Genomic DNA, 23,736 nt, shown 5'->3' on the forward strand with positions numbered 1-23,736 from the left:
CTCAGGCGGTAAATAGGCGAGCAAAGTGGAACTTCAACCGGTTGACGGCGGGGTCTCGAAGGCCCTTGGAGGGATGAAGGACGATGAATGCCTCGACGTTGCCTGATAGGTACGGCAGCGACAAGGCGCTGTGGCCGAAGTAAACGGCTTGGCTGCTGCCATTCGGCCCCAGGATGGTTTCGCCTTGTGTCACGACACGAGCCTTGTGGGCACCAAGGAAAGCATCGTAGGCGGCCTTGCCGCCAAACAAGATGGCGCGAGGGCCAATATAGCTGATCAGCCGAGCCAGATGCGGAGCGGTTTCCTTGGCGGCTACAGGAACACGGATGCCCAGGCTTTGCATGTTGGGGGACCGGCGCCAGATCACATTGCTGCCCTGCACGGTCCGAATTCCCTCGGGCGATGAAACACCCAGCGTTAGCTGAAGCAGGCGACCGATGTTCTGCGATGTCGGCCCATAGCCCTCGATGTACTCGCTGCCGCCCGCGGCGACGTCGACCAATTTAAAATTGTCGGCGGAGCCGCCCGGATTGAGGCCGAGGACCATCAGAGGGCAAGGGCAAATGGGAGAATAGTTGATCGAGTAATCGGCCCTGTTGTTGAGGCCGGTCGCGGCTCGCCATTGCGTATCAAGATCGGCGAGAAATTGATTGGCTGCAGGCAGGAGTGAGCGATCCAATGAGAACATGATGGGGGGCCTCGAATGTGAGTGGGTGCCGTCTTTCCGGGCTGTCACGCTTCACCCTGCGTTCGGGAAAAGGTCACCGCCCAAGGTGAAGGCAGTCCTCTTTGCTGACGTTTCTTGGGGTCACTACACGAAAGTGATCAGATTGTCCGGGATGTGAGAACGTAAATGGAACTTATGCGGCAAGTAGGGACTGCATCCTCCGCAACGGTCTGAGGCCGGTTTCCGGGAGGGGGTCGGCCCCCCAGACATAGTCGCCGGTGAGGCCGACGTGCTCCCATCCCAGAGGTGCGACATGCCGCATCAATTCCGGGGTGACAGCGTGCCCTTGGCTTGCCAGTTCGGCGAAGGCAGCTTCGAGATAGCGTGTGTTCCACAGGATGATCGCCGACACCAGCAGGTTCAGCCCCGAGGCGCGGAAGACCTGGTTCTCGAAACTGCGATCGCGCATTTCACCCAGACGATTGAAGAAGATCGCCCTGGCCAGGGCGTTTCGGGCCTCCCCCTTGTTGAGACCGGCGTTGGCGCGTCTCCGAAGTCCGGGATCACGCAGCCATTGCAAGGTGAACGCTGTCCGTTCGATACGGCCCAGCTCTCGCAGGGCCAAAGCCAAGCCATTTTGCCGTGGGTAAGCCGAGAGCCGCCGCAGCATGGCCGAGGCCGTTGTGGTTCCTGAATGGATTGAGGTTGCCAGTCGCAGCAGCTCGGCCCAGTTGGCGGTGAGATGGTCGATGTCGATGGTTCCGCCGACCAAAGGCTGCAGCATGGCCGGGGCCTCTCGGCCGGGCAGCAGGTAGAGCCGCCGGTCCTTCAAATCACGAATGCGTGGGGCAAAACGGAAACCGAGCAAGGCACACAACCCAAACACATGGTCGCTCGCGCCGCCGGTATCCGTGTAGTGCTCCTCGACGGCAAGGCCACTCTGGTGATGAAGAAGGCCATCGATGACGTGGGGCGCCTCGCTGGCGGTCGCGGCGATCACCTTGGTGTGGTAAGGGCCGTACTGGTCGGAGACATGGGTGTAGAAGGCGATGCCCGGCTCGTTGCCGTGATGGGCGTTCACATCGCCGATGGCTTCGCCGCGACCGCCGGCGCGGTAGAACTGCCCGTCGGAGGATGACGTACGACCATCGCCCCAGACGGTGGCCAGAGGCAAGGCCCGATGCGTGTCGATGATGCGGGCGAGCGCCGCCATGTAGGTGTCGTCGCGGACGTGCCAGTCGTGCATCCAGGCCAGTTGCCGCATCGATGATCCCCGGCAGGCTTCCGACATCCGTGACAGGCCGAGGTTGATGCCGTCAGCCAGGACAGCGGTCAACACCGCCGCCCGGTCGTCGGCGGGACGGCCGCTGCGCTGGTGCGTGAAGCAGCCGGAGAAGTCGGTCCAGCCGTCCACCTCCAGCAGAAGGTCGGTGACCTTGATCCGGGGCATGAGATCGTAGGCGCGGCGGCCAAGTTCCTCGGCCTCTGGTGGGGTCGTGTCCCGGATCGGCGTTACGCGGAGTTCACCGTTGGACAGGTCGACGTCCTCCAGCAACCCCTTCCCAGCAAGGCCCGCCACTTCGGCGGCGATGCGGTCCAGTTCGGCGCCCCTTTCGGCAAGATGCCCCTCGGCGTTGCGTAGAATGGCCACGGGCAGCGCCCCCTCTTCCCGAAGAATGTCGAAGGTCGGACGCGGCATGAGGCAGCTTTCGAAATCCCGGTATTGGCGGCTCCCCTCGACCCAGATGTCGCCCGCCCGCAACCGGTCGCGCAGTTCGGACAGCGCGCAGATTTCATAAGCTTTCCGGTCGATGCCTTCCTTCTTGATGACGAAGGGGCGCCAGGACCGGCGGATGAAGCCGGTCGGCGGTTTATCGGGCAGGGTGCGGCGCCCGGCGGCGTGCATGACCCGAATGACGTCGAGCGCCCGCAGCAACGGCGTCACCGAGGAACTGCCGAGAAAGGTGAAGCGGTTGAGTAGCGTGGGGGCGAAGGCCCGGACGGTGGCGTAGCGGCCAAGCATCTCGGTGCGGGGATCGGCGGCCTCCGGCTTTGCCAAGGCTTCGCTGTCGGTGACGCATTTCATGAAGCGGAACCAACCGACACCTTGGTCGACGGCTTCGAAGGGATCGGTTCCGGCCTCCCGCGCACCAATCACCGCCTTGCACGCGGTCAGCAGCACCCGCAGTTGGGTCTGGGTGTCACGGACGGAGCGCAGGGTGTTTTCTGCCGTCCGGCGCTCGGCCTTCCGCGCCAGACTGCCGATCAGCTTGTCGAACATCGACAGGGTGACGTCGGTCAGATCCATCTCCAAACGGATCGCGGTGGCAGTGAGAACGGCCCGTCGGCGCGACGTTGCCAGATCCTGAAGGTGTTGCGGCGTCATCCGCAGGCCTTCGGCGGCGAGGCGCTCGAACGCGACCTCCGGCACACGGGCGCGCGACGCCCGGTCGATGCCGAGAGCCTTCAAGGCGGTGAGGCGCTCGATGACCGCCAGCATGTTGCGGGCAGTGGGGGCCGCCGGCACACGGCGCAGCCAGGCGAGCATCGTCGTTTCGGTGTCGGCCCAGGGGGTCAGCAATCGGTCCAGTGCGTCGGTCGACCGCTGATCGATTCCCTCGACGAGTGCGCGGTGCAGAATTCGTTCGGCCCGGCCGCGGGCTTGGTGGAGCATCAGCTCCAGGATCGCGGCCGAAGGGATCAGGATGCGGCGGCGGCGGAACTCATCGATGAGGGTCGTCGCCAGAATGATTGAGTCTCGCGCTATCTGTGCCTTGGAGGTCAGCCAAGCGGCGAGATCACGGAAAAGCGTGCGGTCGAAGGCGCGATGCCCGGTTCGTGCCATGATCGCGGCGACCTGCTCGCGCCGATTCTGGTCGCGTCGGCTGTAGGCGATGAAGTCTTCCGGTTCGGCGGCCACCTGCCGGGCCACGAACTCCAGCAGCGCGGTGGGTGGGCGCTCATCCGGTCCGGGAACCCGCCCCGGATGATGGAGATAGCAGAGCAGAATCGCGCAGCCCAGGCGGGTATGCGGCGTCCGCCGGAGAGCAACGATATCGAGGTCATCCCGGCCCAGGGTGTAGTGGCGCACCATGGCACGCTCATCGTCCGGTACCGCCAGAAACCTCGCCCATTGCTCCTCGGTCAGCAGCCGCCGACGCGCCATCATTATCTCCGATCAATCATCCAGGTTTAGAAGAGGTACGGCCCAAGAAGACGCGTGCAGGACCCATCCTCGGCCAGCTGGCGATGATGACCGGCGCAATCATCGTCCTGGAATGCCAAGGGTTCGTAACCGCGCGCCCAACCTGCGGAATCACACCGGGGCGATGGTGAGGGGTGTCGATCCCCCTCTGCCATAGCCGGCAATCTTCAGAGGAAATGCAGCCGGAAGCGGCGACAGCGCTCGCGCCGGTTCAGCTGGTGGTGCTGACCGTCCAGGTCGCGCTGGTGATGCCGGGGTGGTTCTCCAAGGCGATTACGGCGCGGTCAAGTTCCGCGGGGTCGGCGGTGGTGGGCACCAGCGTGGCGCCGAGTTCCACCTGCTCGTCGGATTCCGACAGCAGTTCGATACCGCGGAGCGGATAGTTCGCCCTCTCAAGCTCGCTGGCGATGGCGTCACGGACGTCCGACAGGTTTTCCGGGTCGCAGATGACATGGACGCGGTAAAGCGCCTCCGTCACCCGCTCGTCGATCGGCAGGCGGTTGACGTAGTTGACCAGGGGCCGCAGCAAGGTGTTCCCGGCCAGAACAAAGCCAGTCAGCATCACCGCCTCCACCGGCAGTCCACATCCGGCACAGGCGCCGACGGCGGCCGAACACCACAGCGTGGCCGCCGTGTTGAGGCCCCGGACGTTGGTTCCCTCCTTCATGATGACACCGGCGCCGAGGAAACCAATCCCCGACACGACGTAAGCGACGATCCGGATCGCCCCTTCGGCGCCGAACAGCCGCATGCCGATGTCGGAAAAGGCCGCCGCCCCGACGGCAACCAGAACGTTGGTGCGCAGCCCGGCGGTGCGCTGCCGGTACTGGCGCTCAAAGCCGATCAGACCGCCCAGGACGAAGGCTGCGGTGAAGGAGGAGGCGGTCGATACCGCCGTCGCGAGATCAGGCAGAGTGAGCGGCATCGGCGGAAGCCCCCGTGGCGGAAGGGATCGAGAGCGGACCATCATGGTCCGGTTCCGAGTGGCCGACGACACGGACGATGTCCGGATGCAGGTCGCGGATGTGCCGCTCCAGCGCGTCCATGGCGTCGTGGATCGTCACAACGGTGTCGGTTGGAACGACATGGCTGTGGAAGGTCACCACCAGCCCGGCCGCAGTCTGGCGGACCCGCAGATTGTGGATGTCCAGCAGCCGGCCGTCGCGGCGGATGAACGCCGTCATTTGGCTCTGCATCTCAGCCAGCCGGCCGAGGTCGGCGTCGGTGCCGTTCAACCCGGCGTCCTGCAGGGGTTCGATGTGGCTCTCGACCTCGATGTCGGAACCCAGCTCGTCCTTGATCGCGGATTCCAGGCGCGACGACAGGTCATGCGCGGCCTGGATCGTCAGGCCACCCTCCACCTCCAGATCGAAACCGACCGACAGCCGGCCGCTTACCCGCTGGACCGTGACGTGATGGACGGCGAGGCCCAGATTGGCCGCGCGCACCATCACCCGCTCCATCACCGTCTCGTCGTCCAGGGCCAGCGGGTGTGTCGCGATCGACACCTCCGCCTCGGGCATCTCGGTGCCGATGGCGGCGACCGCCCGGTCCCGCAATGCCTGGACGGCCTCCAGCGGCAAGGTGCGGCCGACCAGGAGGTCGAGGTCGACGAACAGCACGCTGCCCGCCGGGCGGACCCGCACGCGCCGGACCCCCGCGATCCCGGGGATCGCCGAGACGATGGCGGCGACCCGCTCGGCGGCGCCGGCGGGGGCGGCGTCGATCAGCGTGTCGATGGTCCGTCGGCCCAGCCGGTAGCCGGCGAGGCAGACGAAGACCGACACCCCGATGGCGGCAAGCGCATCGCCCTTGGGATAGCCGAGCCACACCAGCCCCAACCCGACCAGCACCACCGCCGAACTGAGGATGTCCGAGGAGAAGTGCAGCGCGTCGGCCTCCAGCGCCTGGCTGCGGGTCTCCCTGGCGACGCGCGACAGCTCGTGCGCCCGGTAGGCGTCGATGGCGATCGAGACCAGCACCGCCCCGATCGACCACCAGGTCGCCTGAACCTCCGCATCGCCGGTAACCAGACGATGGACCGCCTCGTAGGCGATCCAGGCGCTGGTCAGGAACAGCAGCCCGGTTTCGCCGAGGGCGGTGACGCTCTCGATCTTGCCATGGCCATAGGGGTGCCCGGCGTCGGCCGGCTTGTCGCTGACACGGACGGCGAGATAGGTCATCACCGTGGCCCCGAGGTCGAGCAGGCTGTGCGCGCCCTCCGAGATCAGGCCGAGACTGCCGGTGCTGAGCCCCACCGCGAACTTGCCGACGGTCATCGCCCCGCTCGCCGCGATGGAGCCGAGGGCGACCGCTTCCTTTTCGTTGTTCATGATGCCGGTCCTCCGGACAAGGTGTGGCGGCTTATTCGGCGTCCTCGAATTCGAACGTCTCGGCTTCATCGTCATAGGTGAACAGCTCGGCATAGCGCGCCCAGCTCGTCACCGCCTTCAGGGTCTCCTCGGCATAGTCCTCGCTCATGAAGGCCTCCAGCTCCTCCTGGAACTGTGCGCTGGGAACCCGGTGGTTCGGCGCCCCCTTGAGCGTGGCGTGGATGTGCGCGGCCAGCGGCACATAGAGGACGAGATGCTCGGCGAACAGGCGCTTGCGGTCGTCCACCCCGGACTCGGCGAACAGGCGGCCGGGTTCGGTCAGATGGATGTCGCCCTCCGCCACCTCGGCGAATCCCAGCATCTGCAGCGCCTCGGCGATGGGGAACAGGTCGTCGATCTCGTGCTGCAGACCGGCGGCGAGATGCGGCAGGTCGGCCTTGCCGAGATAGGCGGGCGATGCCAGCGTTTCCATCAAGCCGGCCAGCAGGTTGGTCGACACCCGCTCCAGCGGTTGGGCATGGACCGGACGTCGCTTCTCCGTCGCACTGGCCGGAACGGGCAGCGGCTTGCGCGCCGTCATCAGCCCGTAGATGTCGTCGACCATGGCGCGGAATGCCGGCTCCAGACGGTTGCGCGGGTGCGGCAGCTCGACCCGGATTTCCGCGGCAACCCGACCGGGGTTGGAGGAGAACACCAGGATGCGGTCGCACATCAGCACCGCCTCCTCGATGTTGTGCGTCACCATCAGGATCGATTTGATCGGCAGCCGCCGCTCCATCCACAGGTCGAGCAGATCGGTGCGCAGTGTTTCCGCCGTCAGCACGTCCAGCGCCGAGAACGGCTCGTCCATCAGCAGGATTTCCGGATGCACGACCAGCGCGCGGGCGAAACCGACCCGCTGGCGCATGCCGCCCGACAGCTCCTTCGGATAGGCGGATTCGAAGCCGGACAGGCCGATCAGGTCGATCGCCTCCTCGGTCCGGGCCTCGGCCTCCCCGGCGGGGACGCCCTTGGCTTTCAACCCGGCCATGACGTTCTCCCACACGGTCAGCCAGGGGAACAGGGCGAAGGTCTGGAAGACCATCGCCACCCCGTCGGTCGGGCCGCCGACCGCCTCGCCATGATGACGCACCGCACCGGCGGTCGGCTTGACCAGCCCTGCGACGATGCGCAGCAGCGTGGATTTTCCCGAGCCGGAACGGCCGAGCAGGCCGACGACCTCGCCGTCGCGCAAGGTCAGATCGACGTTGTCGAGGACGACATAATCCTGGCCGGACGGCTTGGCATAGGCCTGACGGACGCCGTTCAGCTCGAAAAGGGTGGTGTTCACGGTGTTCAGCATGACGGTGTCCCTTTCAGGCGAGGCGCAGACGGCGTTCGGCGAACGCATAGAGCGGACGCCACAGCAGGCGATTGAACAGGATGACGAACAGCGACATGACGGCGATGCCCAGCACGATGCGCGGGTAATCCCCGGCGGTCGTCGCCTGGGCGATGTAGCTGCCCAGGCCGTGGGCGGTCAGCGTGGTGTCCCCCCAGCTCACCGCCTCGGCGACGATGCTGGCGTTCCACGAACCGCCGGACGCGGTGACCGCCCCGGTGACGTAATAGGGGAAGACGCCCGGCAGCATGACGTCGCGCCACCATTGCCAGCCACGGATGCGGAAATTGGCCGCCGCCTCCTTCAGATCGCTGGGGAAGGCGGTGGCCCCGGCGATGACGTTGAACAGGATGTACCACTGGGTGCCGAGGATCATCAGCGGGCTGAGCCAGACATCCGGGTTCAGGTCGAAGCGGACGATCGCCACCACCGCCACCGGGAACAGCAGGTTGGCTGGGAAGGCGGCGAGGAACTGGGCTGCCGGCTGCACCTTCTCCGCCAGCCGCGGCCGCAGTCCGATCATCACGCCCAACGGCACCCAGACCAGCGTCGCCGCCACGATCAGCGCCACCACCCGCAGCAGCGTCGCTCCGCCGAGCAGGAAGGCGGTGCCGACGTCGCTCCATTCCACGCCCGACGCGATGAAGGTCACCATCGACCAGCCGCAATAGAGCCCGGTCATCACCAGGACGCCGTACCACGCCATGTCCACCGCCTTGACCGGCACGCGCTCCAGACAGCGCAGGATCGAGCGCCGGGCCGGGTCGACGGCCAAGCCGGCCCCGAATCCGGCGGGCAAGGCCAGCCGCCACCAGACTGCCCTCCCCAGCAGGGCATCGAGCGGCGCGAACAGCGCGCGGAAGAAACGGGTATGCTGGAACAGGTCGAGCAGCCAGGAGTCCGGCACCACCTGCGCGCCGGTCAGTTCGACCCGGAACTTGTCGGCCCAGGCGACCAGCGGGCGGAACAGCAGCTGGTCGTAGGCCAGGATGACCAGCAGCATCGCCAGCACCGCCCAGCCGACCGCGCCCAGTCGCTGCTGCGCGATGGCCTCGGCCAGATAGGAGCCGATGCCGGGCAGCGTGATGGTCTTGTCGCCGACCGTGATGGCCTCCGATGCGACGACGAAGAACCAGCCGCCCGACATCGACATCATCATGTTCCACACCAGCCCCGGCGTCGCGTAGGGTGCCTCAAGCGCCCAGAAACGCTGCCAGCCGGAAAAGCCGAAGCTGTCGGCCACCTCGTCCAGATCGCGCGGCACGGTGCGCAGCGACTGGTAGAAGCTGAACGCCATGTTCCAGGCCTGGCTGGTGAAGATGGCGAAGATTGCCGCACACTCCGCCCCCAGCACGCTGCCGGGAAACAGCGCCAGGAAGAAGACGACGGTGAAGGAGATGTAGCCGAGCACCGGCACCGACTGCAGCACGTCCAGCACCGGGATCAGAACCATGCCGGCTCGCCGGCTCTTGGCCGCCAGGGTCGCGTAGGTGAAGGTGAAGACCAGCGACGCTGCCATCGCCGCCAGCATGCGCAGGGTCGAGCGCAGGGCGTACTCCGGCAGCATCGAGGGGTCGAGGACGACCGGCTCTGCACCGATGCCGTCCAGCGGGGCCGCCATCTGGTGCCCGCCGATGGCAACCAGTGCCAGCAGCCCGATGACCAGCGGCAGGGCGAGCAGATCCCAGCGGTTGGGCTTGGCGTCAACGGCCTTCACCGAGACGCTTGTGTTGATCCAGACCATGACTGTTCCATCCCGCGGTCCTGCATCTGCGGACCGCTTGGCAAGCGCAACAACGGCTGTCCCGGCGCGGAGAGGCGCCGGAACCGCCTATGGAAAGCGGGGTTGGATCACCGACTTCGCGGAGTCGGCTCGCGCGACACGCCGCGCAGACCGCTACGAAAACGCAGCGGACGCACGAAGCGTCGGATGGTGAGGGGAATGTTCACCATGGTCCACCTGTGTTCGGTTCGGCGAAGACGCCGACCGTGGTGGACCTGTTCGGCAGGTCAGCCCAGGATCAGCGTCGTCGCGGTGTTGGGTCGAGGTCGACTACTGGGGCTTTCCATCTCTTGCCTTCTCGGCGGGAGCCGTGGTCCATCACGGACACGCGAGCGCCGGCCGATTTTGCGGTGACGTTGCCGTCCCTGTACTCCCGCGCCACGGGTTGGTCAAGAGGCGTGAGCGACGCCTTTTGAGCGGTCAAAAAAGCTTCATGGATGGAACGTCGCGTCGAGGGTTCTTCAGGCTTTCACGACATGCCAACTCAAACGGAAGGTAGGCCAGCCCGTCAGCCTCGTCCGGTAGCGTCCGTCATTCGGCGATTTGGCGGCCGCCGGCTGAGGATCGGCGGTATCACCCTGCGTGGCGATGGGGATGATGGTCATGGCCAAAGCCGGAGTGGCTGTCTCCACACTGTGCCACCTCCACCGTGATGTGGCTGAGGCCGTGCAGGTGGGCCAGTCCCTCCTTGTATGCGGCCACTGGCTTGGGGTGATCGGATACCAGGGCGACGATGGCCGCCATATGGCCCGGCCCCACCCGCCAGAGGTGAAGGTCGGTCACCCGGTCGCCGTCTGTCTCCAAGGTCGTACGGACAGCCGCAGCCAATTTCGGGTCCGGCACTGTGTCGAGAAGCACCGCCCCGGCGTCGCGGATAAGACCACAGGCCCAGCTGAGGATGACCGCGGTGCCGACCAAGCCGACGATCGGGTCCATCCAGGTCCAGCCGAACAGGCCGGCCGCCAGAAGCCCCAGGATGGCGAGGACCGAGGTCGCCGCGTCGGCCAGGACGTGGATATAGGCCGACCGCATATTCAGGTCGTGGGCATGGTGACCACCATGCCCATGCGCATGTTCGTGGACATGGTGGTCATCATCATGATCCTCGTGGTGGTCATGATGGTGATCGTGCCCATGGTGATGGTGCTCGCCGCCTAGCAACCAGGGGTGACGCCATAGAACGGGCCTCAATATACGCTAAGCGGACAAAACAGGAACTTTGTAGGGGTGCTGTTCGTTGGCTTTTCTGAGAGATTGATGGGCTTCAGATATCATTGCACCAATCTTGTAGCAGAACGGCAGCCATTGGGTTGTAAGATCGAATAGAAAAACGATTGCAGAGATGGCACAAGCTCAGCTGCTTGGCCAATCACTGGATGCTGATGTTACCCGTCATCCCGAACGTTTCGTGCAGCGGTTCGTGACAGCTGAGTTTGTAGTTGCCCGGGCTGACTGGCACAAACGCGAGGTCGGCTGACTGACCCGGCGCGATTTCGATGTCCTTCACGTAGGGATTCTGGACCATGCCCTTCGTGGTCGTCAGGCTTCTCGCGGCGATCGCCCGGAAGTACCCCTCCGAGGAAAACGTATGCGACGTTCCACCGTGGTTCTCGATGTGCAGTCGGTAGGGGCGGCCAGCCTGAAACACAAGTGTCGTGGGCTGATAGCTGTATTCCTGCATCGCCACGTTGACCGGTTCAGCGCCTGTCCAGTCGACCCCTGCTGTTCTTGCTGGAGCATCCGCGATGTAGCCCGGTGGCGCGACGGTCTCGACCGCCGTTCCCGCAGCACAGCCGGCCATCGTGACCGTCAACAGAACTGAAGCAAAGTGATAGGTCCGTAGCATGCCCGTTCCTCCCAAGAAACGACGGATCCGGTGCCTCCGATGCCACTACATCTTCAGGCGATAGCATAACGTCCGTGTTCAAGGGTGACGCGGCACAGGAGGTGCTTATTCCCAGCTCATATGGAGAGTGGACCGCCATCTCACCGCCCCACTCGCCGCACATTGCGCTACAGCATAAGGCGCAGCATTTCGCCTTGCTGGGCAAGACTTTTGGGCACGGATGTCGACAGTATCAACTAGGTCTGACGCGGTACCCGCGAGCGGCAGGTCGACAGCCGACGGATGGTTGGAAACACACAACCGCATCTACGGTGCCGCTGCGGCATAGGGACGCACTGAAGGCGTGGCATCATGCGTTGACGACGCAACACTCATCGGCTATTGAGCGCCCCGTCATTGGGGAGTAGCCACCCTCCATTCAGAGAGGGGCGTGCGTCAACAGACTTGGGCCTGCGGCCCATGGCGCACGCGGCCGCCAACCGGCCATCAAGCAAGACCACTGGCGCTGCATCCGTCCGGCCGGACGGGATGCCGCGCTGGTGTGCTTCCGCGTCCGGCCAACCGTCTTGAGTTTTCCATGCTTCTCACCATCATCCTTCTGCTTGCCTCCGCCGCGCTGATCTATGCAGCCTGTGAAACCTTTGTGAATGGCATCGAGTGGGTCGGACGAAAGCTGAGGCTTAGTCAGACCTCCACCGGTACCGTGCTTGCCGCGTTGGGAACTGCGCTGCCGGAAAGTGTGGTGACACTTGTCGCTGTCGCGTTTGGCGACGGAGCCGCGCACAAGGACATCGGCATTGGCGCTGCCCTGGGTGGGCCTCTGGCGCTCAGCACCTTGGCCTATGCAGTGGTCGGGATGTCGCTGTTCGTCAATCGACGCCGGATTGGGCGGGCCAACACCCTGGTGCAGGTGGATGGGCTACGGTTAAGCCGCGACCAGATGTGGTTCCTCGGCATTTTCCTCGTGAAGATCGCGGTCGGCGCTGCTGTCTTCAGCATCAAGCCGTGGCTCGGCATTGCTTTCCTGGCTGCTTATGCCATGTACATTTGGAAGGAAGTACGCCGCGAGGACGATGGCTGCGAGGACGTCGAACTTGAACCTCTCAAGATCCGTCCTGGAGAGGCTGATCCTGCTTTGGGTTGGGCCTTGGTGCAGACCGGTGTTGCACTTCTGGTGATCTTCGTAGCTTCCCAATTGTTCGTCGCGCAGATCAGTGACATCGCCCCGGCGCTCGGGTTGCCGCCGCAGGTCACGGCTCTGCTGCTCAGCCCATTGGCGACAGAACTGCCGGAAACGATGAACGCCATCATTTGGGTCCGTCAAGGCAAGGAGCGGTTGGCGCTCGCCAACATCTCCGGCGCGATGATGATCCAGGCCACCGTGCCGACTGCGTTCGGCCTTTTCTTCACGCCTTGGATGCTGGATACGCCGCTGTTCCTCGCTGCGGGCTTTACGGCTGTGGCTGTGGCATCGCTGATGATGGCGTTCCGCTCTGGAATGGTTTCCAGCGAAAAGTTGACCCGGGTCGGTTGGCTGTATTTGGCATTTGCAGGGATGCTGGCATTCGCCCGCTGATCGCGGAGGGCGCTCGTTCAGGCGGGCGAGCGTCCGACAGGTGCCAAGGTCCCGCCATCTCGTATCTCCCCTGACAGAACACCTCCGACAAGCGTCACCGGAGAAATGTTGCTGAGGGCTGCGAAATGCTGGACATGTCTATGCCTTCGCTTGCCGCTGCACGACGCACGACAGCCCCACCAGCGCGATCAACGAGACTGCGGCTCCGACTAGGAACGTTGCATCCGGACCCACAACGGTCCACAACACCCCGGCCACAGTGCTGGCGATCAACAGAGCAAGGCCGGTCATGAGGTTGTAGAGGCCGAACCCTGTTCCCCGCAGGTCTGCGGGCGTGGCATCGGCGACGAAGACCGCAAGCAGCCCTTGAGTGGAGCCCATGTGAAGCCCCCACAACGCCGCCCCGGCCAGGACAACCCACGCGCTTCCAGCGGCCGCGAGAACCAAGTCCGCGAGAACAAGAAAACCAACCCCCAGAGCCAATAGGCGGCGCCGGTTCATCCGGTCGGCCAAACGCCCCAGGGGATATGCGGAAACCGCGTAGACGACGTTCATAACGATGAGCACCAGCGGCGCGTAAGCGTTCTCCATGCCGACGCTCTGGGCGCGCAGCAGCAGGAAGGCCTCGCTGAAGCGCGCCAGTGTCAGCACTGATGCCAATGCCACCACGCTCCAGAACGTTGCATCCAACCGTCGCAGCTGGCTGCGCTGAATCGGAAAGCGGCGCGGTTCAGTGGAGGGTTGCGTGTCGGGCTCACGCACGCCGAACAGGATCACCGCGACGGCCACGAACGCCGGGAGGACGGCAATCCAGAACACTAGGCGGAAGTCATCGCCGCTCAGGACCATCAGCAGCATGGCGATCGCTGGTCCGGCGAAAGCCCCTACCGTGTCCATCGACTGCCGCAGGCCAAAGGCGGCGCCGCGCAGGTCAGGCGGCGTCACCTCGGCAACCAGCGCGTCGCGCGGCGCCCCGCGCACACCTTTGCCGATCCGGTCGAGGAAGCGGGCGAGCAGGACCGAGGCCAGCGTGTCGGCGAGCGGAAAGACCGGCTTTGTCAGGGCGGCCATGCCGTAGCCCAGCAGCAGCAACGGCTTGCGTCGCCCCATCCAGTCGCTGACCACCCCGGAGAAGATCTTGGTGATGGCGGCGGTGGCTTCGGCAATGCCCTCGATGAAGCCAACAGACAGTGCACTGGCTCCCAGGACAGAGACTAGGAACACCGGCAGCAGGCTGTGGATCATCTCCGAGGAGACATCCATGAACAGGCTGACGAACCCAAGTGCGACCACACTACTGGGGATGGAGCGGAGTGACACGGTTTATTAGTTCCCCACAACCCGTTCAACGATCACCAGCGGACCCACAAGTAGTGATTACAGATCCTCCTGACGGCGATCATGCCGCGTGACGATGAGGGTGATGGTCATGGCCGGAGCCGGTGTGGCTATCTCCGCATTGCGCCAACTCCACTGTGACATGGCTGAGGCCGTGCAGGTGAGCCAACCGTGCCTTGTACGCGGCTACCGGCTTCGGGTGATCGGACACGACGGCAATGATGGCCGCCATATGGCCTGGACCGACGCGCCAGAGGTGCAGGTCGGTGACGCGGTCGCCATTGGTCTCCAGGGTGGTGCGGACAGCCGTTGCCAGTTTCGGGTCCGGCACCGTGTCAAGAAGCACCGCGCCAGCGTCGCGGATAAGGCCATAAGCCCAGCTGAGGATGACGGCGGTGCCAACCAGACCGACGATTGGGTCCATCCAAGTCCAGCCGAATAAACCAGCCGCCAGAAGCCCAAGGATGGCGAGGACGGACGTCGCGGCGTCGGCCAGGACGTGGATGTAGGCCGACCGCATGTTCAGGTCGTGGGCGTGGTGACCGCCATGCCCATGCGCTTGCCCGTGGGAATGGTGGTCCTCATGATCCTCATGGTCGTCATGATGGTGATCATGATGGTCATGGTGTTGGTGGGCGCCGTGGTCGTGATGATGCCCATGCCCGTGGTGATGGTGCTCGCCGCCCAGCAGCCAGGCGCTGCCAAGATTGACCGCAAGGCCCAGGACGGCGATGACGATGGCCTCGCCGTAGGCAATGGGCACCGGGTTGACGAGGCGCTCGACGCTCTCATAGCCGATCAGCAGGGCGATCATTGCCAGGATGATAGCGGACGCAAAGGCGGCCAATTCACCGAGCTTGCCGGTGCCGAAGGCGAAGCGCTCGTTGCGGAGGTGACGCCGGGCGTAGACGTAGGCAAGCGCAGAAATGCTGAGCGCTGCCGCGTGGGTCGACATGTGCCAGCCGTCAGCGACCAGGGCCAGTGAGCCGAACATCGTGCCGCCGACGATTTCGCCGACCATCATGACCAAGGTCAGCGCGACCACGATCCAGATGCGCCGCTCGTTACGGTCGTGATGCTCGCCGAGGAAATCATGCTGGTGCGTCCACGGGGCGATGGAGTGGGAGTGCATGTGGCTGGTCCTAATGAAGCAGGGAAGGACGGGTCCAGAGTTCCACTGTCAGTCTGGCCTCATCTTCCGGAACGTCAGGGTGGTGGAACTGGAATATTGCCAACCCCACGTCGCGGGCATGAGCGTTCGGTTCTCCGCGCCTTACCAACTCGGCGAAGGCGCGTTCAACAGCGGCACGACAGCACATTGGGCGGCCTCCTAGAGATACTTGGCAAGCTCACGAAGCTTGGAAAGACGGTCGCGGTCCTCACGGGGAATTGGACCAACGATCTCTTCGAGATGATGGTCGATATGGTCGAGGATCAGGACGCTTTTCGCCTTCTCCAGAGCTTTGATGACGGCCTGCAGCTGTTGGGCGATGTCGATGCCGTCCCGCCCCTCCTCGATCATACGAGTGATGGTGGCGAGATGGCCTTCGGCCCGGCGCAGGCGGTTCTTCAGATCGGGGTTGTTAGCATGGCTCATGGCGTTGTCCTATCCCCCTGGAGGGGATAAGTCAACCGTGTGTTATTTAGGGCCCGGGGAGCAGCAGAGCAGGAAATCAACGTAGGGCCAATCAGGAATCGAAGGCAGTAGCCTTGGGGGTCTGAAGGGCAAACGCCCGGTACAGCGTTGATGCGTGGACATTGAGAATTCGCGCTGCTTCGCGGGGAGATCGCCCTTCATCGACCAAGCGCCGAGCGAGAGCTATCTGGTCAGCGGTCAACTTCGGCGGCCGGCCAAACCGTACGCCACGAGCTCTGGCCGCCGCACGGCCTATGCCGGTCCGCTCGGCGATCAGGGAGCGCTCGAACTCGGCGATGCCAGCGAACACGGTCAGGACCATGCGGCCGGCCGGTGAAGTGGTGTCGGCCCATGGCTCCGCAAGCGACCGGAGACCCGCGCCAGCCCCCTGGAGCTGCTCCGCAATATCGAGAAGATCACGGGTTGACCGGGCCAGCCTGTCGAGGCGCGTGACCGTCACAACGTCGTCGGACCGGAGCTGGTCGATCAGCCGGGCAAGCTGTGGCCGGTCGCGTTTTGCCCCGGAAACCTTCTCCTCATAAATCCGCCGACAGCCGGCCGCCTGTAGGGACGCCCGCTGCTGCGAAAGATCCTGGTCGTCCGTGGAGACGCGCGCATAGCCGATGAGCATGGGGCATCCTTCGCAAAAGTCATCGCAAAATTCTTTTCTTTTGCGATCGACTTTTGCAACATCAAAATTCCTCAGGATTCGGTTCGGTGCCTGGGTGTCGCGGAACTCAGGAGTTTTGCGAAGGAAAGAACGGTCGCAGAAACACTACATGGCCCATGTTCTCAGGCTTTTCTCAGACTCCGGAGATCACTGTCGTGTCGTGACCCTTTGAAGGACCGATAAGTGCCCACTCCTTTGACGCGAAGGAAAGCCGCCGATACCGGTCTTCCGCCGGCCGCGCAAGGCTCTGCTCAGGATAGCACAACCCTGGGCGATGGTCGGAAGGCGATGGCGGCGGCACCGCCGACGATGAGGATGTCGGCAAGGTTGAAGGTCGGCCAATGCCAGCCGAAGGCATGCAGGTCCAGAAAATCGGTGACGGCTCCCTGGCGGATGCGGTCGACCGCATTGCCGATGGCTCCACCTGCCATCGCCCCGGCCGCAAGCGCCGAAGGACGGTCCGACAGCTGTGCCCCCCATCCGAGCAACACGAGCGCCATCGACAGCGCAAAGCCTGCCAGGACATAAGGTGGCAACGCCATGTGGCCCGAGAACAGACCGAAGCTGACGCCGGTGTTGAAGCCGAGGCGCAGATTGAAGAACGGAGTGATCTGGACGATGTCCGCCGGGGTGAGGATGTGAGTGAGCATCGCCCATTTGCTCACCTGATCCGTAAGCACTGCGATGACCGCCATAGCCATCGCCATGTACAAACTCGCTGGACACCAACGAAACGCCATGCCGAACACTCCTCAGCCAGATGAAAGCGGCACCTGCGTGCCGCAGGCATCCTGCCTGCTCTAGCCGCTAGAGTATCAAGAGGAATTCTTGCTTGGCGTTTCGGGCGCAGAACCCGCTTTTATCACCGCCATCAATGATGCTCGTGCAGGCAATGAGCATGGTCGGCCAGCACCTCGATCACATGGCAGCTGCGCACCTCCCCTTGCGCGCACTGGTCCACCATCTGCCGGACCTCCGCCTGAAGTGCCTGCAGCCGCCGAATCTTCGATTCTATGTCGGCCAGATGCGCACGGGCAAGGGCGTCTGCGGCCTCGCAGGGTTGTCCCGGATCGTCGGCCAGCATCAATAGCTGGCGGATGGCGTCGACCTCGAAGCCCAGTTCGCGGGCATGCCGGATGAAACGCAGCCGGCGGACCGCGGCCTCGCCGTAAGTCCGGCGGTTGCTGTCGGTCCGTGACGGGGTGCGCAGCAATCCAATGCTCTCGTAATAGCGGATTGTCGGAATCTTCACCCCAGCTTGGGTCGAAAGGGCACCGATCGTCAGAGTGCTCATGGTGAGTTTTCTCTCTTGATTCTCTAGTCGCTAGAGAATGTACGGTCGGGGCAGAATATCGACAAGGGAACCCGCCATGAACGCCAACGATGAGACGACCCCGACGGACCGGCAGCGGACCCGCTTCCGGGTGGGCGGAATGGATTGCGGCTCTTGCGCCGCGAAGATCGAAACCGCGTTGCGGCGGATTCCTGGGGTGCATGAGGTTCGGGTTTCCGTGCCCAACGGTACGATGACCGTCACCCACGATCCGTCGATCGGCAGCGACGCCATCACCGCTCCGATCGTCCGGCTGGGGTATCAGATAGGTCCGGCCGAGGTCCTGACGACCGCCGGCGGGGCCGCCGAGCACAGCCACGGCACGGACGGCCACTGTGGCCACGACCATTCCCATGACGATGATCACGCGCACGATCACGCCGCCAACCAGACCCACGTGCATGCTCACGGCGCCGATGAATGGTCGGACCCGGCATTAGGCGCACTTCCCTGGTGGCGGCGGCCGAAGGCGCGGCTGGCGCTCGCCTCCGGCCTCGCGCTCGGAGTCGCCTATGTCGTGGGCGCCCTGGTTCCCGCCGTTTCACAATGGGCCTTCCTGCTGGCGATGGCGGTCGGGCTGGTGCCGATCGCGCGCCGGGCCTTCGCCGCCGCCGGTGCCGGCACGCCGTTCTCGATCGAGATGCTGATGACCATCGCGGCGGTCGGCGCCGTCGTCATCGGTGCGGTGGAGGAAGCGACCGCGGTGGTCTTCCTCTTCCTGGTCGGCGAATTGCTGGAAGGCTTCGCCGCCGGCCGAGCGCGCGCCAGCATCCAGGGGCTGATCGGCCTGATGCCGGACAGCGCCCTGGTCGAGAGCGATGGCGGGACCCGGACGGTGCCGGCGTCGGGGCTGCAGGTCGGCGCGGTCATCCTGGTGCGCCCGGGCGACCGGGTGGCGGCCGACGGGGTGATCTTGTCCGGGGACAGCGCGCTCGACGAGGCGCCGGTGACCGGCGAGAGCGTGCCCAAGCGCAAGGGCGAAGGCGACCGGGTGTTCGCCGGTACCATCAACGGCGACGGCACGTTGCGGGTGCGGGTGAGCGCCACGGCGAAGGACAACACCATCGCCCGCGTCGTGCGGCTGGTCGAAGAGGCGCAGGAGAGCAAGGCGCCGACCGAACGATTCATCGACCGTTTCTCGCGCTGGTACACGCCGGGCGTCGTGGTGGTGGCGGCGCTCGTCGCCGTGCTGCCGCCGCTGCTGGCTGGGGGGAACTGGGGGGACTGGGTCTACAAGGGGCTGGCGGTCCTGCTGATCGGCTGCCCCTGCGCCCTGGTGATCTCCACCCCGGCGGCGATCGCCGCCGGCCTGTCCAACGGCGCGCGCCGCGGCCTGCTGATGAAGGGCGGCGCCGTGCTGGAGGCGCTGGGCCGCATCACCACCGTCGCCTTCGACAAGACCGGCACCCTGACCGAGGGCAAGCCGCGCGTGACCGACGTGATCGCCTTCGCCGGCGGCGAGCAGGAAGTTCTGGCCCGGGCGGCCTCGCTGGAGGCCGGGTCGAGCCACCCGCTGGCCAAGGCGATCCTCGGCGCCGCCGCCGAAGCCGGCCTGACCGTCGTCGCCGCGTCCGACACCGGTGCGCTCGCCGGCAAGGGCGTGCGGGGCCGGATGGACGGGGTGGAATTGGCCCTGGTCTCACCGCGGGCGGCCGGAGAGCGGACCCCGCTGACGCCGGACCAGGCGGAGCGGATCGCCGCGCTGAACGGCGAGGGCAAGACGGTTTCGGTCCTGCTGGTGGAGGGCCTTGTGTCGGGCCTGCTGGCGATGCGCGACGAGCCGAGGGCCGACGCGCCGGCCGGCATCGCGGCACTGCGCGAGGCCGGGATCCGGTCGCTGATGGTGACGGGCGACAATGTGCGGACGGCTAGGGCGGTGGCGGACAGGCTGGGGGTCGAGTTCCATGCCGAGCTTCTGCCGGAGGACAAGCAGCGCATCGTCCGCGACCTGCAGGCGCGTGGCGAGCGGGTCGCCAAGGTCGGCGACGGCATCAACGACGCCCCGGCGCTCGCCGCCGCCGACGTCGGCATCGCCATTGGCGGCGGCACCGACGTGGCGCTGGAGACCGCCGACGCCGCCGCCCTGCATGCCCGGGTCGGCGACGTGCCGGCGATGGTCCACCTGTCGCGCCGGACCATGGCGAACATCCGACAAAACATTGTGCTGGCGCTGGGGCTGAAGGCCGTGTTCCTCGTCACCACCGTGGCCGGGATCACCGGGCTGTGGCCGGCGATCCTCGCCGACACCGGCGCCACCGTGCTGGTCACCGCCAACGCCCTGCGCCTGCTGTCGCTTCGCCCGTGAGGCTTTCAAACCCGCAGTTCGATGAACGGAGCTGGATCATGACAGACACTGACTCTGACGCACACGGCCTGCTGTGCCCCCATTGCGGGATTGGCCTTGCCATGTCCGAACGGAACGGCATTGAGATCGACTACTGCCCGAAGTGCCGCGGCGTATGGCTGGATCGGGGTGAGTTGGATAAGATCATCGAGCGCAGTGCTCTTTACGAGGCACAACTCAGGCAGCCATCCCTGGCTGGTAGCGTCCAACCCCCTGATCGGGCCAGTGCCAGCAGTGGCACCCCCTTCCTTCCGCAGCTGCCGGCCAGCCCCTGGGGAGGCGCGCCGGCGTCAGCTACCTCCCCGTCCACTCAGTCCCCGGAACAGCATGCGTCCCATGCCTATGGGGCTCAGGGATGGGTGGCTCAACCACACTCCTCGCCCACCCCAGGTCACCCCGGCCATCATGCCGATCACCGGCCGACCCACGGTCAAGAACATCATCAAGGGCATGGCAGGGAGGGGCATAGCGGGCATCGTGGATCGTTCCTCGGCCGGTTCTTCGATTGAGGATCCGTAGTGGACTGCCCCCCGCAGCTGAGAGGACTGTTAAAGTGTTCCGGATTGGTCATGCCACCAGGGCCGGGCGGCCGCCCGGCCCTGGTGGCGGGAATTTTTCTTCGAACTCGACCGGTGGGCTGTAAGCAAGGGCCGAGTGAAGGCGCTGGCGATTGTATACCTCGTCGATGAAGCGGTCGATGCAGGCCCGCGCCTGGGCGATGTCAGCGTAGGCTCGACCGTCGACCTCTTCGGTCTTGAGTGTCTTCATGAAGCTCTCCGCCATGGCATTGTCGTAAGGGCAGCCGACCCGGCTCATGCTTGGCTGGACGCCATGAGCCTCCAGACGCCCGATGTAGGCCCGGCACGCATACTGGACGCCTCGGTCGGAGTGGTGAACCATCGGTCCCGCTCCGCGCGCGGCCAAGGCGCCGTCGAGCGCCTCCAGTGTCAGCTCCGCACGCAGATGATCGGCCAGTGCCCAGCCGATCACCCGGCGCGACCAGGCGTCCAGGATAACCGCCAGATAGGCGAACTCCCTACCCAGCCGGACATAGGTGATGTCGGCAACCCACAGCTGGTTCGGCCCGCTCAGCGTCAAGCGGCGTGCCACGTTGGGCCAGACCGGAAAGTCATGCCGGCTGTCCGTCGTCGCCGGGACGAACGCTGCCCGCCGCAGACACAGCAGGGTGTCCTCCCGCATCAGCCGCAGCACCCGCTTGTGGTTCGCCAGCCGACCCTCCCGACGCAACAGCGCCGTGATCCGCCGGTAACCGTAATGCCGATGCGCCAGGGCCAACCGCTGGATGGCGTCGCGCAGGTCGGTCTCCTCCGCTGCCGGCGAGCGCCCCTGCCAATGCCAGTAAAAGCCGGCCCGGCTCACGCCGGCCAACCGGCACATCCCTTCCACCGAAACTCTGCCTTGCCGCTGCGTCATCGCCTCGATGGCGGCGTAGACGCCGTCTCGCCAGCCGCGCTCTTCGGCCGGCGTGACGCCTCGATACGCTGCAAGGCTTCGCTGAAAACATCCAACTCAAGCTGCTGGCGCGCAACCGTTCGCTCAAGCTCCGATACCCAGGCCCGCACATCAGGCGCAAGCTGATCCAATGCTGCCACCGCAGGCGCGCTCGGCGCCGGACCCGTCGACGGGCCTCCCTCTGCAGATCGAGACCGCCGATAGCCGCGTCGGCGGCCAGGACGACGCTCCAATCCAGCCTCACCCTCACGACCAAAAGCATCGCGCCAGCGGTAAATCTGCGCACGGAATACGCCGGATTCCCGCTCAAGATCCGTTATCCGCTCGCCAGCTTCAAGCCGACGAACCAGCGAAACCTTGAACTTCAAACTTCGCTTCTCTCCCATCGGTCCTCTCCTGCAGAGAACCGGAACACTTTAACCCTGTCTCAGTTTCAGGGGGCACTCCAGTACAAGCCAGCGGCAGATTCGGTGTTCCCGTCAAGCGGCGCCCGAACCGTGAGACGGCTGTCGTGCGGGAGGCCGGGCGCGAAGCCGCCCCTTCCATCCACCGACCAGAACGGACGACAAGACTACGGCGAGTGCAAGTGGCACCAGCAGCAAATCGCCCCAACGGGCATAGGGAGTGGGCGACAGGGGCGGCGGAAGCCGCGCGTCGACAATCCCGGTTTCATTCAGCGGCAGCTTGGCGCTGATGGTGCCGTACCCGTCGATGACGGCAGAAATCCCGGTGTTCGCAGCACGCACCATCGGCAATCCCTCCTCGACAGCCCGCATGCGGGCGGACGCGAGATGCTGGTCGGGACCGATCGACGTCCCGAACCAAGCGTCGTTGGTTGGATTGAAGATCCAATCCGGCCGACGGGTGCGGTCTACCAGCTCGCCCGGAAAGATCGCCTCGTAGCAGATGGCGACGCCCACCGTTTGCGCTCCCACCTGCAGGGTTCGCGGTCCCGGCCCGGCGGAGAAATCGCCGAATCCGGCTGTGAATTGATTCAGCGGCAACACCCCACGCAAGGGGACATACTCGCCGAACGGGACGAGGTGGTGCTTGTCGTAAACTCCTTCGATGCCGCCACCGTCATTGACGGTGATGACCGCGTTCCAGATCGCGCGACCGGTCGGTTCATAGGATCGCCGCGGCGTTCCGGCCAGCAGATGAGCGCCGGGAGGCAAGCGCGCGGCGATCCTGGCGAGCATCTCGCCTGCCTCGTCCAGGAAGCCGGGATAGGCGGTCTCCGGCCAGAGGAGCAGATCATACCGGCCCGGCCGGGAGGAAAGGTCGAGATAACGCTCGACGGTCGCCGCCCGCTGTTCCGGCAGCCATTTCTTAACCTGTGGGATATTGCCTTGCACGATGCGCACCAGGGGACCGGAAAGGTCTTCGGCGCGGGCAATCCCGTCCTCGCCACTGTCTGGCGGGAGGCGCAGCGCCCCCGCAGCCAGGATCAGCAGGGCGAGGAGGGCTGCCATTCGTGCCGAATGCCGGTCGCGACGGGAGGTGGCCAGCAGGGACAGAGGCATCAGCACGGCGGCGAACACGGTGAGCAGGCTGAGGCCGTAGCTGCCGAAAACGGCGGCGATCTGCCGGGGAGCCGGATGATCGACCCAGGCATAGGCGACCAAATTCCAGGGAAATCCTGTCAGCACATGGCCGCGCAGCCATTCCGACGCCGTCCACAGCAGGGCAAAGACCGTTGCGTCGGCCACCCCGCCCCACCGCAACCGGGCGAAAATCCAAGCGGGTATGGCGATGAACAGCGCCAGGAATGCGGAAAGCCCTCCGACTGCGGGAGCCGCCATCCAACCGAAGCGTTCGGCGTCAACAAAAAAACTCTCGCCGATCCAATGAATTCCGGCGATGAAATAACCCATGCCGAAGCTCCAGCCGGTCAGCACCGCGGCGGCCGGTCCGGCTCTGCAAAGCAGGAGAAACAGACCGCCAAGGCCCAGCACGAGAAAGGGCAGGAGTGAAAAGGGCGGGAGGGCAAGCACGGTTAGGGCGCCGAGCAGTGCCGCCAGCGGACCCTTGACGAAGGTGCTCCGAATGACCCGCGTCATTCGAAGCACCGCTTCCAATGTGACCCTTTGCGGAATGCCCCTATCGACACCTTCGTCCCATCCGTGGTCCTTATGATCGGTGCGAGGCATG

General features: G+C 65.1%; 20 protein-coding genes and 1 riboswitch. Of the genes, 3 read left to right on the forward strand and 17 right to left on the reverse strand.

Annotated elements, in window-relative coordinates; translation table 11 throughout:
- Position 1: 1 nt before the first annotated feature.
- From TSO5_RS19990 to TSO5_RS20025, 8 genes are all read right to left on the reverse strand, one after another.
- The gene (locus tag TSO5_RS19990) at positions 2–688 is read right to left on the reverse strand and encodes a hypothetical protein (protein WP_109153195.1); all 687 of its coding nucleotides are present in this window, start codon (positions 686–688) and stop codon (positions 2–4) included.
- Positions 689–860: 172 nt separating this feature from the next.
- Positions 861–3,833: a Tn3 family transposase gene (locus TSO5_RS19995; protein WP_109153230.1), complete on the reverse strand. Its 2,973-nt coding sequence runs from the start codon at positions 3,831–3,833 to the stop codon at positions 861–863.
- Positions 3,834–4,083: 250 nt separating this feature from the next.
- Positions 4,084–4,797, reverse strand: a complete 714-nt coding sequence (locus TSO5_RS20000; protein ID WP_109153196.1) for an MgtC/SapB family protein — start codon at positions 4,795–4,797, stop codon at positions 4,084–4,086.
- The gene (locus TSO5_RS20005; protein WP_109153197.1) at positions 4,778–6,205 is read right to left on the reverse strand and encodes a cation diffusion facilitator family transporter; all 1,428 of its coding nucleotides are present in this window, start codon (positions 6,203–6,205) and stop codon (positions 4,778–4,780) included. The genes TSO5_RS20000 and TSO5_RS20005 overlap by 20 nt, the downstream gene beginning before the upstream one ends.
- A 31-nt stretch (positions 6,206–6,236) precedes the next feature.
- On the reverse strand, positions 6,237–7,547 hold the full coding sequence (locus TSO5_RS20010; protein WP_109153198.1) for a nitrate/sulfonate/bicarbonate ABC transporter ATP-binding protein: 1,311 nt from the start codon (positions 7,545–7,547) through the stop codon (positions 6,237–6,239).
- A gap of 13 nt (positions 7,548–7,560) precedes the next feature.
- A complete protein-coding gene (locus TSO5_RS20015; protein ID WP_109153199.1) occupies positions 7,561–9,330 on the reverse strand; it encodes an ABC transporter permease subunit in 1,770 nt (589 codons plus the stop codon).
- A gap of 612 nt (positions 9,331–9,942) precedes the next feature.
- Positions 9,943–10,401 carry a cation diffusion facilitator family transporter gene (locus tag TSO5_RS20020; protein ID WP_199230951.1) on the reverse strand — a complete coding sequence of 153 codons (459 nt, stop codon included), beginning with the start codon at positions 10,399–10,401 and terminating at the stop codon, positions 9,943–9,945.
- 337 nt (positions 10,402–10,738) lie between these two features.
- A complete protein-coding gene (locus TSO5_RS20025) occupies positions 10,739–11,215 on the reverse strand; it encodes a cupredoxin domain-containing protein (protein WP_109153201.1) in 477 nt (158 codons plus the stop codon).
- 386 nt (positions 11,216–11,601) lie between these two features.
- Positions 11,602–11,782: riboswitch (yybP-ykoY riboswitch) on the forward strand.
- A gap of 10 nt (positions 11,783–11,792) precedes the next feature.
- On the opposite strand from TSO5_RS20025, the gene TSO5_RS20030 reads away from it, so the two are divergent.
- Positions 11,793–12,791, forward strand: a complete 999-nt coding sequence (locus tag TSO5_RS20030; RefSeq protein ID WP_109153231.1) for a sodium:calcium antiporter — start codon at positions 11,793–11,795, stop codon at positions 12,789–12,791.
- Positions 12,792–12,929: 138 nt separating this feature from the next.
- Here the strand turns inward: TSO5_RS20030 and TSO5_RS20035 are convergent, their stop codons facing one another.
- The 6 genes from TSO5_RS20035 to TSO5_RS20065 all read right to left on the reverse strand — a co-directional run bounded on the left by TSO5_RS20035 (position 12,930) and on the right by TSO5_RS20065 (position 17,729).
- A complete protein-coding gene (locus TSO5_RS20035) occupies positions 12,930–14,111 on the reverse strand; it encodes an MFS transporter (protein WP_247882887.1) in 1,182 nt (393 codons plus the stop codon).
- Between the two features lie 79 nt (positions 14,112–14,190).
- Positions 14,191–15,261, reverse strand: a complete 1,071-nt coding sequence (gene dmeF, locus TSO5_RS20040; protein WP_109153202.1) for a CDF family Co(II)/Ni(II) efflux transporter DmeF — start codon at positions 15,259–15,261, stop codon at positions 14,191–14,193.
- A gap of 198 nt (positions 15,262–15,459) precedes the next feature.
- Positions 15,460–15,726, reverse strand: coding sequence for a metal-sensing transcriptional repressor (locus TSO5_RS20050; protein WP_109153204.1), 267 nt, complete (start codon positions 15,724–15,726; stop codon positions 15,460–15,462).
- Between the two features lie 91 nt (positions 15,727–15,817).
- A complete protein-coding gene (locus tag TSO5_RS20055; RefSeq protein ID WP_109153205.1) occupies positions 15,818–16,396 on the reverse strand; it encodes a recombinase family protein in 579 nt (192 codons plus the stop codon).
- Positions 16,397–16,686: 290 nt separating this feature from the next.
- Positions 16,687–17,142, reverse strand: coding sequence for a signal peptidase II (gene lspA, locus TSO5_RS20060; RefSeq protein ID WP_109153233.1), 456 nt, complete (start codon positions 17,140–17,142; stop codon positions 16,687–16,689).
- A 164-nt stretch (positions 17,143–17,306) separates the two neighbouring features.
- Entirely contained in the window at positions 17,307–17,729 is a 423-nt protein-coding gene (locus TSO5_RS20065) for a helix-turn-helix domain-containing protein (RefSeq protein ID WP_109153206.1), read from the reverse strand.
- Between the two features lie 76 nt (positions 17,730–17,805).
- On the opposite strand from TSO5_RS20065, the gene TSO5_RS20070 reads away from it, so the two are divergent.
- Together TSO5_RS20070 and TSO5_RS33135 are read left to right on the forward strand one after the other, a co-directional pair.
- Positions 17,806–20,073, forward strand: coding sequence for a heavy metal translocating P-type ATPase (locus TSO5_RS20070; protein WP_109153207.1), 2,268 nt, complete (start codon positions 17,806–17,808; stop codon positions 20,071–20,073).
- Between the two features lie 38 nt (positions 20,074–20,111).
- Positions 20,112–20,621: a zf-TFIIB domain-containing protein gene (locus TSO5_RS33135; RefSeq protein WP_109153208.1), complete on the forward strand. Its 510-nt coding sequence runs from the start codon at positions 20,112–20,114 to the stop codon at positions 20,619–20,621.
- Positions 20,622–20,679: 58 nt separating this feature from the next.
- Here the strand turns inward: TSO5_RS33135 and TSO5_RS20080 are convergent, their stop codons facing one another.
- From TSO5_RS20080 to lnt, 3 genes are all read right to left on the reverse strand, one after another.
- On the reverse strand, positions 20,680–21,501 hold the full coding sequence (locus TSO5_RS20080) for an IS3 family transposase (RefSeq protein WP_247870841.1): 822 nt from the start codon (positions 21,499–21,501) through the stop codon (positions 20,680–20,682).
- 41 nt (positions 21,502–21,542) lie between these two features.
- Complete coding sequence (locus TSO5_RS20085) at positions 21,543–21,971, reverse strand: helix-turn-helix domain-containing protein (RefSeq protein WP_109153210.1); 429 nt, start codon at positions 21,969–21,971, stop codon at positions 21,543–21,545.
- 93 nt (positions 21,972–22,064) lie between these two features.
- Complete coding sequence (gene lnt / locus TSO5_RS20090) at positions 22,065–23,735, reverse strand: apolipoprotein N-acyltransferase (protein WP_199230952.1); 1,671 nt, start codon at positions 23,733–23,735, stop codon at positions 22,065–22,067.
- Position 23,736 lies beyond the last annotated feature (1 nt).

Origin of the sequence: Azospirillum sp. TSO5 (assembly GCF_003116065.1) — a bacterium.
GTDB lineage: Bacteria > Pseudomonadota > Alphaproteobacteria > Azospirillales > Azospirillaceae > Azospirillum.

Excerpts from the sequence above, each read along its gene's own strand:
- TSO5_RS19990 (WP_109153195.1), bottom strand. The coding sequence starts at position 688 with ATGTTCTCATTGGATCGCTCACTCCTGCCTGCAGCCAATCAATTTCTC.
- TSO5_RS19995 (WP_109153230.1), bottom strand. The coding sequence starts at position 3,833 with ATGGCGCGTCGGCGGCTGCTGACCGAGGAGCAATGGGCGAGGTTTCTG.
- TSO5_RS20000 (WP_109153196.1), bottom strand. The coding sequence starts at position 4,797 with ATGCCGCTCACTCTGCCTGATCTCGCGACGGCGGTATCGACCGCCTCC.
- TSO5_RS20005 (WP_109153197.1), bottom strand. The coding sequence starts at position 6,205 with ATGAACAACGAAAAGGAAGCGGTCGCCCTCGGCTCCATCGCGGCGAGC.
- TSO5_RS20010 (WP_109153198.1), bottom strand. The coding sequence starts at position 7,547 with ATGCTGAACACCGTGAACACCACCCTTTTCGAGCTGAACGGCGTCCGT.
- TSO5_RS20015 (WP_109153199.1), bottom strand. The coding sequence starts at position 9,330 with ATGGTCTGGATCAACACAAGCGTCTCGGTGAAGGCCGTTGACGCCAAG.
- TSO5_RS20020 (WP_199230951.1), bottom strand. The coding sequence starts at position 10,401 with ATGCGGTCGGCCTATATCCACGTCCTGGCCGACGCGGCGACCTCGGTC.
- TSO5_RS20025 (WP_109153201.1), bottom strand. The coding sequence starts at position 11,215 with ATGCTACGGACCTATCACTTTGCTTCAGTTCTGTTGACGGTCACGATG.
- TSO5_RS20030 (WP_109153231.1), top strand. The coding sequence starts at position 11,793 with ATGCTTCTCACCATCATCCTTCTGCTTGCCTCCGCCGCGCTGATCTAT.
- dmeF (WP_109153202.1), bottom strand. The coding sequence starts at position 15,261 with ATGCACTCCCACTCCATCGCCCCGTGGACGCACCAGCATGATTTCCTC.
- TSO5_RS20050 (WP_109153204.1), bottom strand. The coding sequence starts at position 15,726 with ATGAGCCATGCTAACAACCCCGATCTGAAGAACCGCCTGCGCCGGGCC.
- TSO5_RS20055 (WP_109153205.1), bottom strand. The coding sequence starts at position 16,396 with ATGCTCATCGGCTATGCGCGCGTCTCCACGGACGACCAGGATCTTTCG.
- lspA (WP_109153233.1), bottom strand. The coding sequence starts at position 17,142 with ATGGCGATGGCTATGGCGGTCATCGCAGTGCTTACGGATCAGGTGAGC.
- TSO5_RS20065 (WP_109153206.1), bottom strand. The coding sequence starts at position 17,729 with ATGAGCACTCTGACGATCGGTGCCCTTTCGACCCAAGCTGGGGTGAAG.
- TSO5_RS20070 (WP_109153207.1), top strand. The coding sequence starts at position 17,806 with ATGAACGCCAACGATGAGACGACCCCGACGGACCGGCAGCGGACCCGC.
- TSO5_RS33135 (WP_109153208.1), top strand. The coding sequence starts at position 20,112 with ATGACAGACACTGACTCTGACGCACACGGCCTGCTGTGCCCCCATTGC.
- TSO5_RS20085 (WP_109153210.1), bottom strand. The coding sequence starts at position 21,971 with ATGGGAGAGAAGCGAAGTTTGAAGTTCAAGGTTTCGCTGGTTCGTCGG.
- lnt (WP_199230952.1), bottom strand. The coding sequence starts at position 23,735 with ATGCCTCGCACCGATCATAAGGACCACGGATGGGACGAAGGTGTCGAT.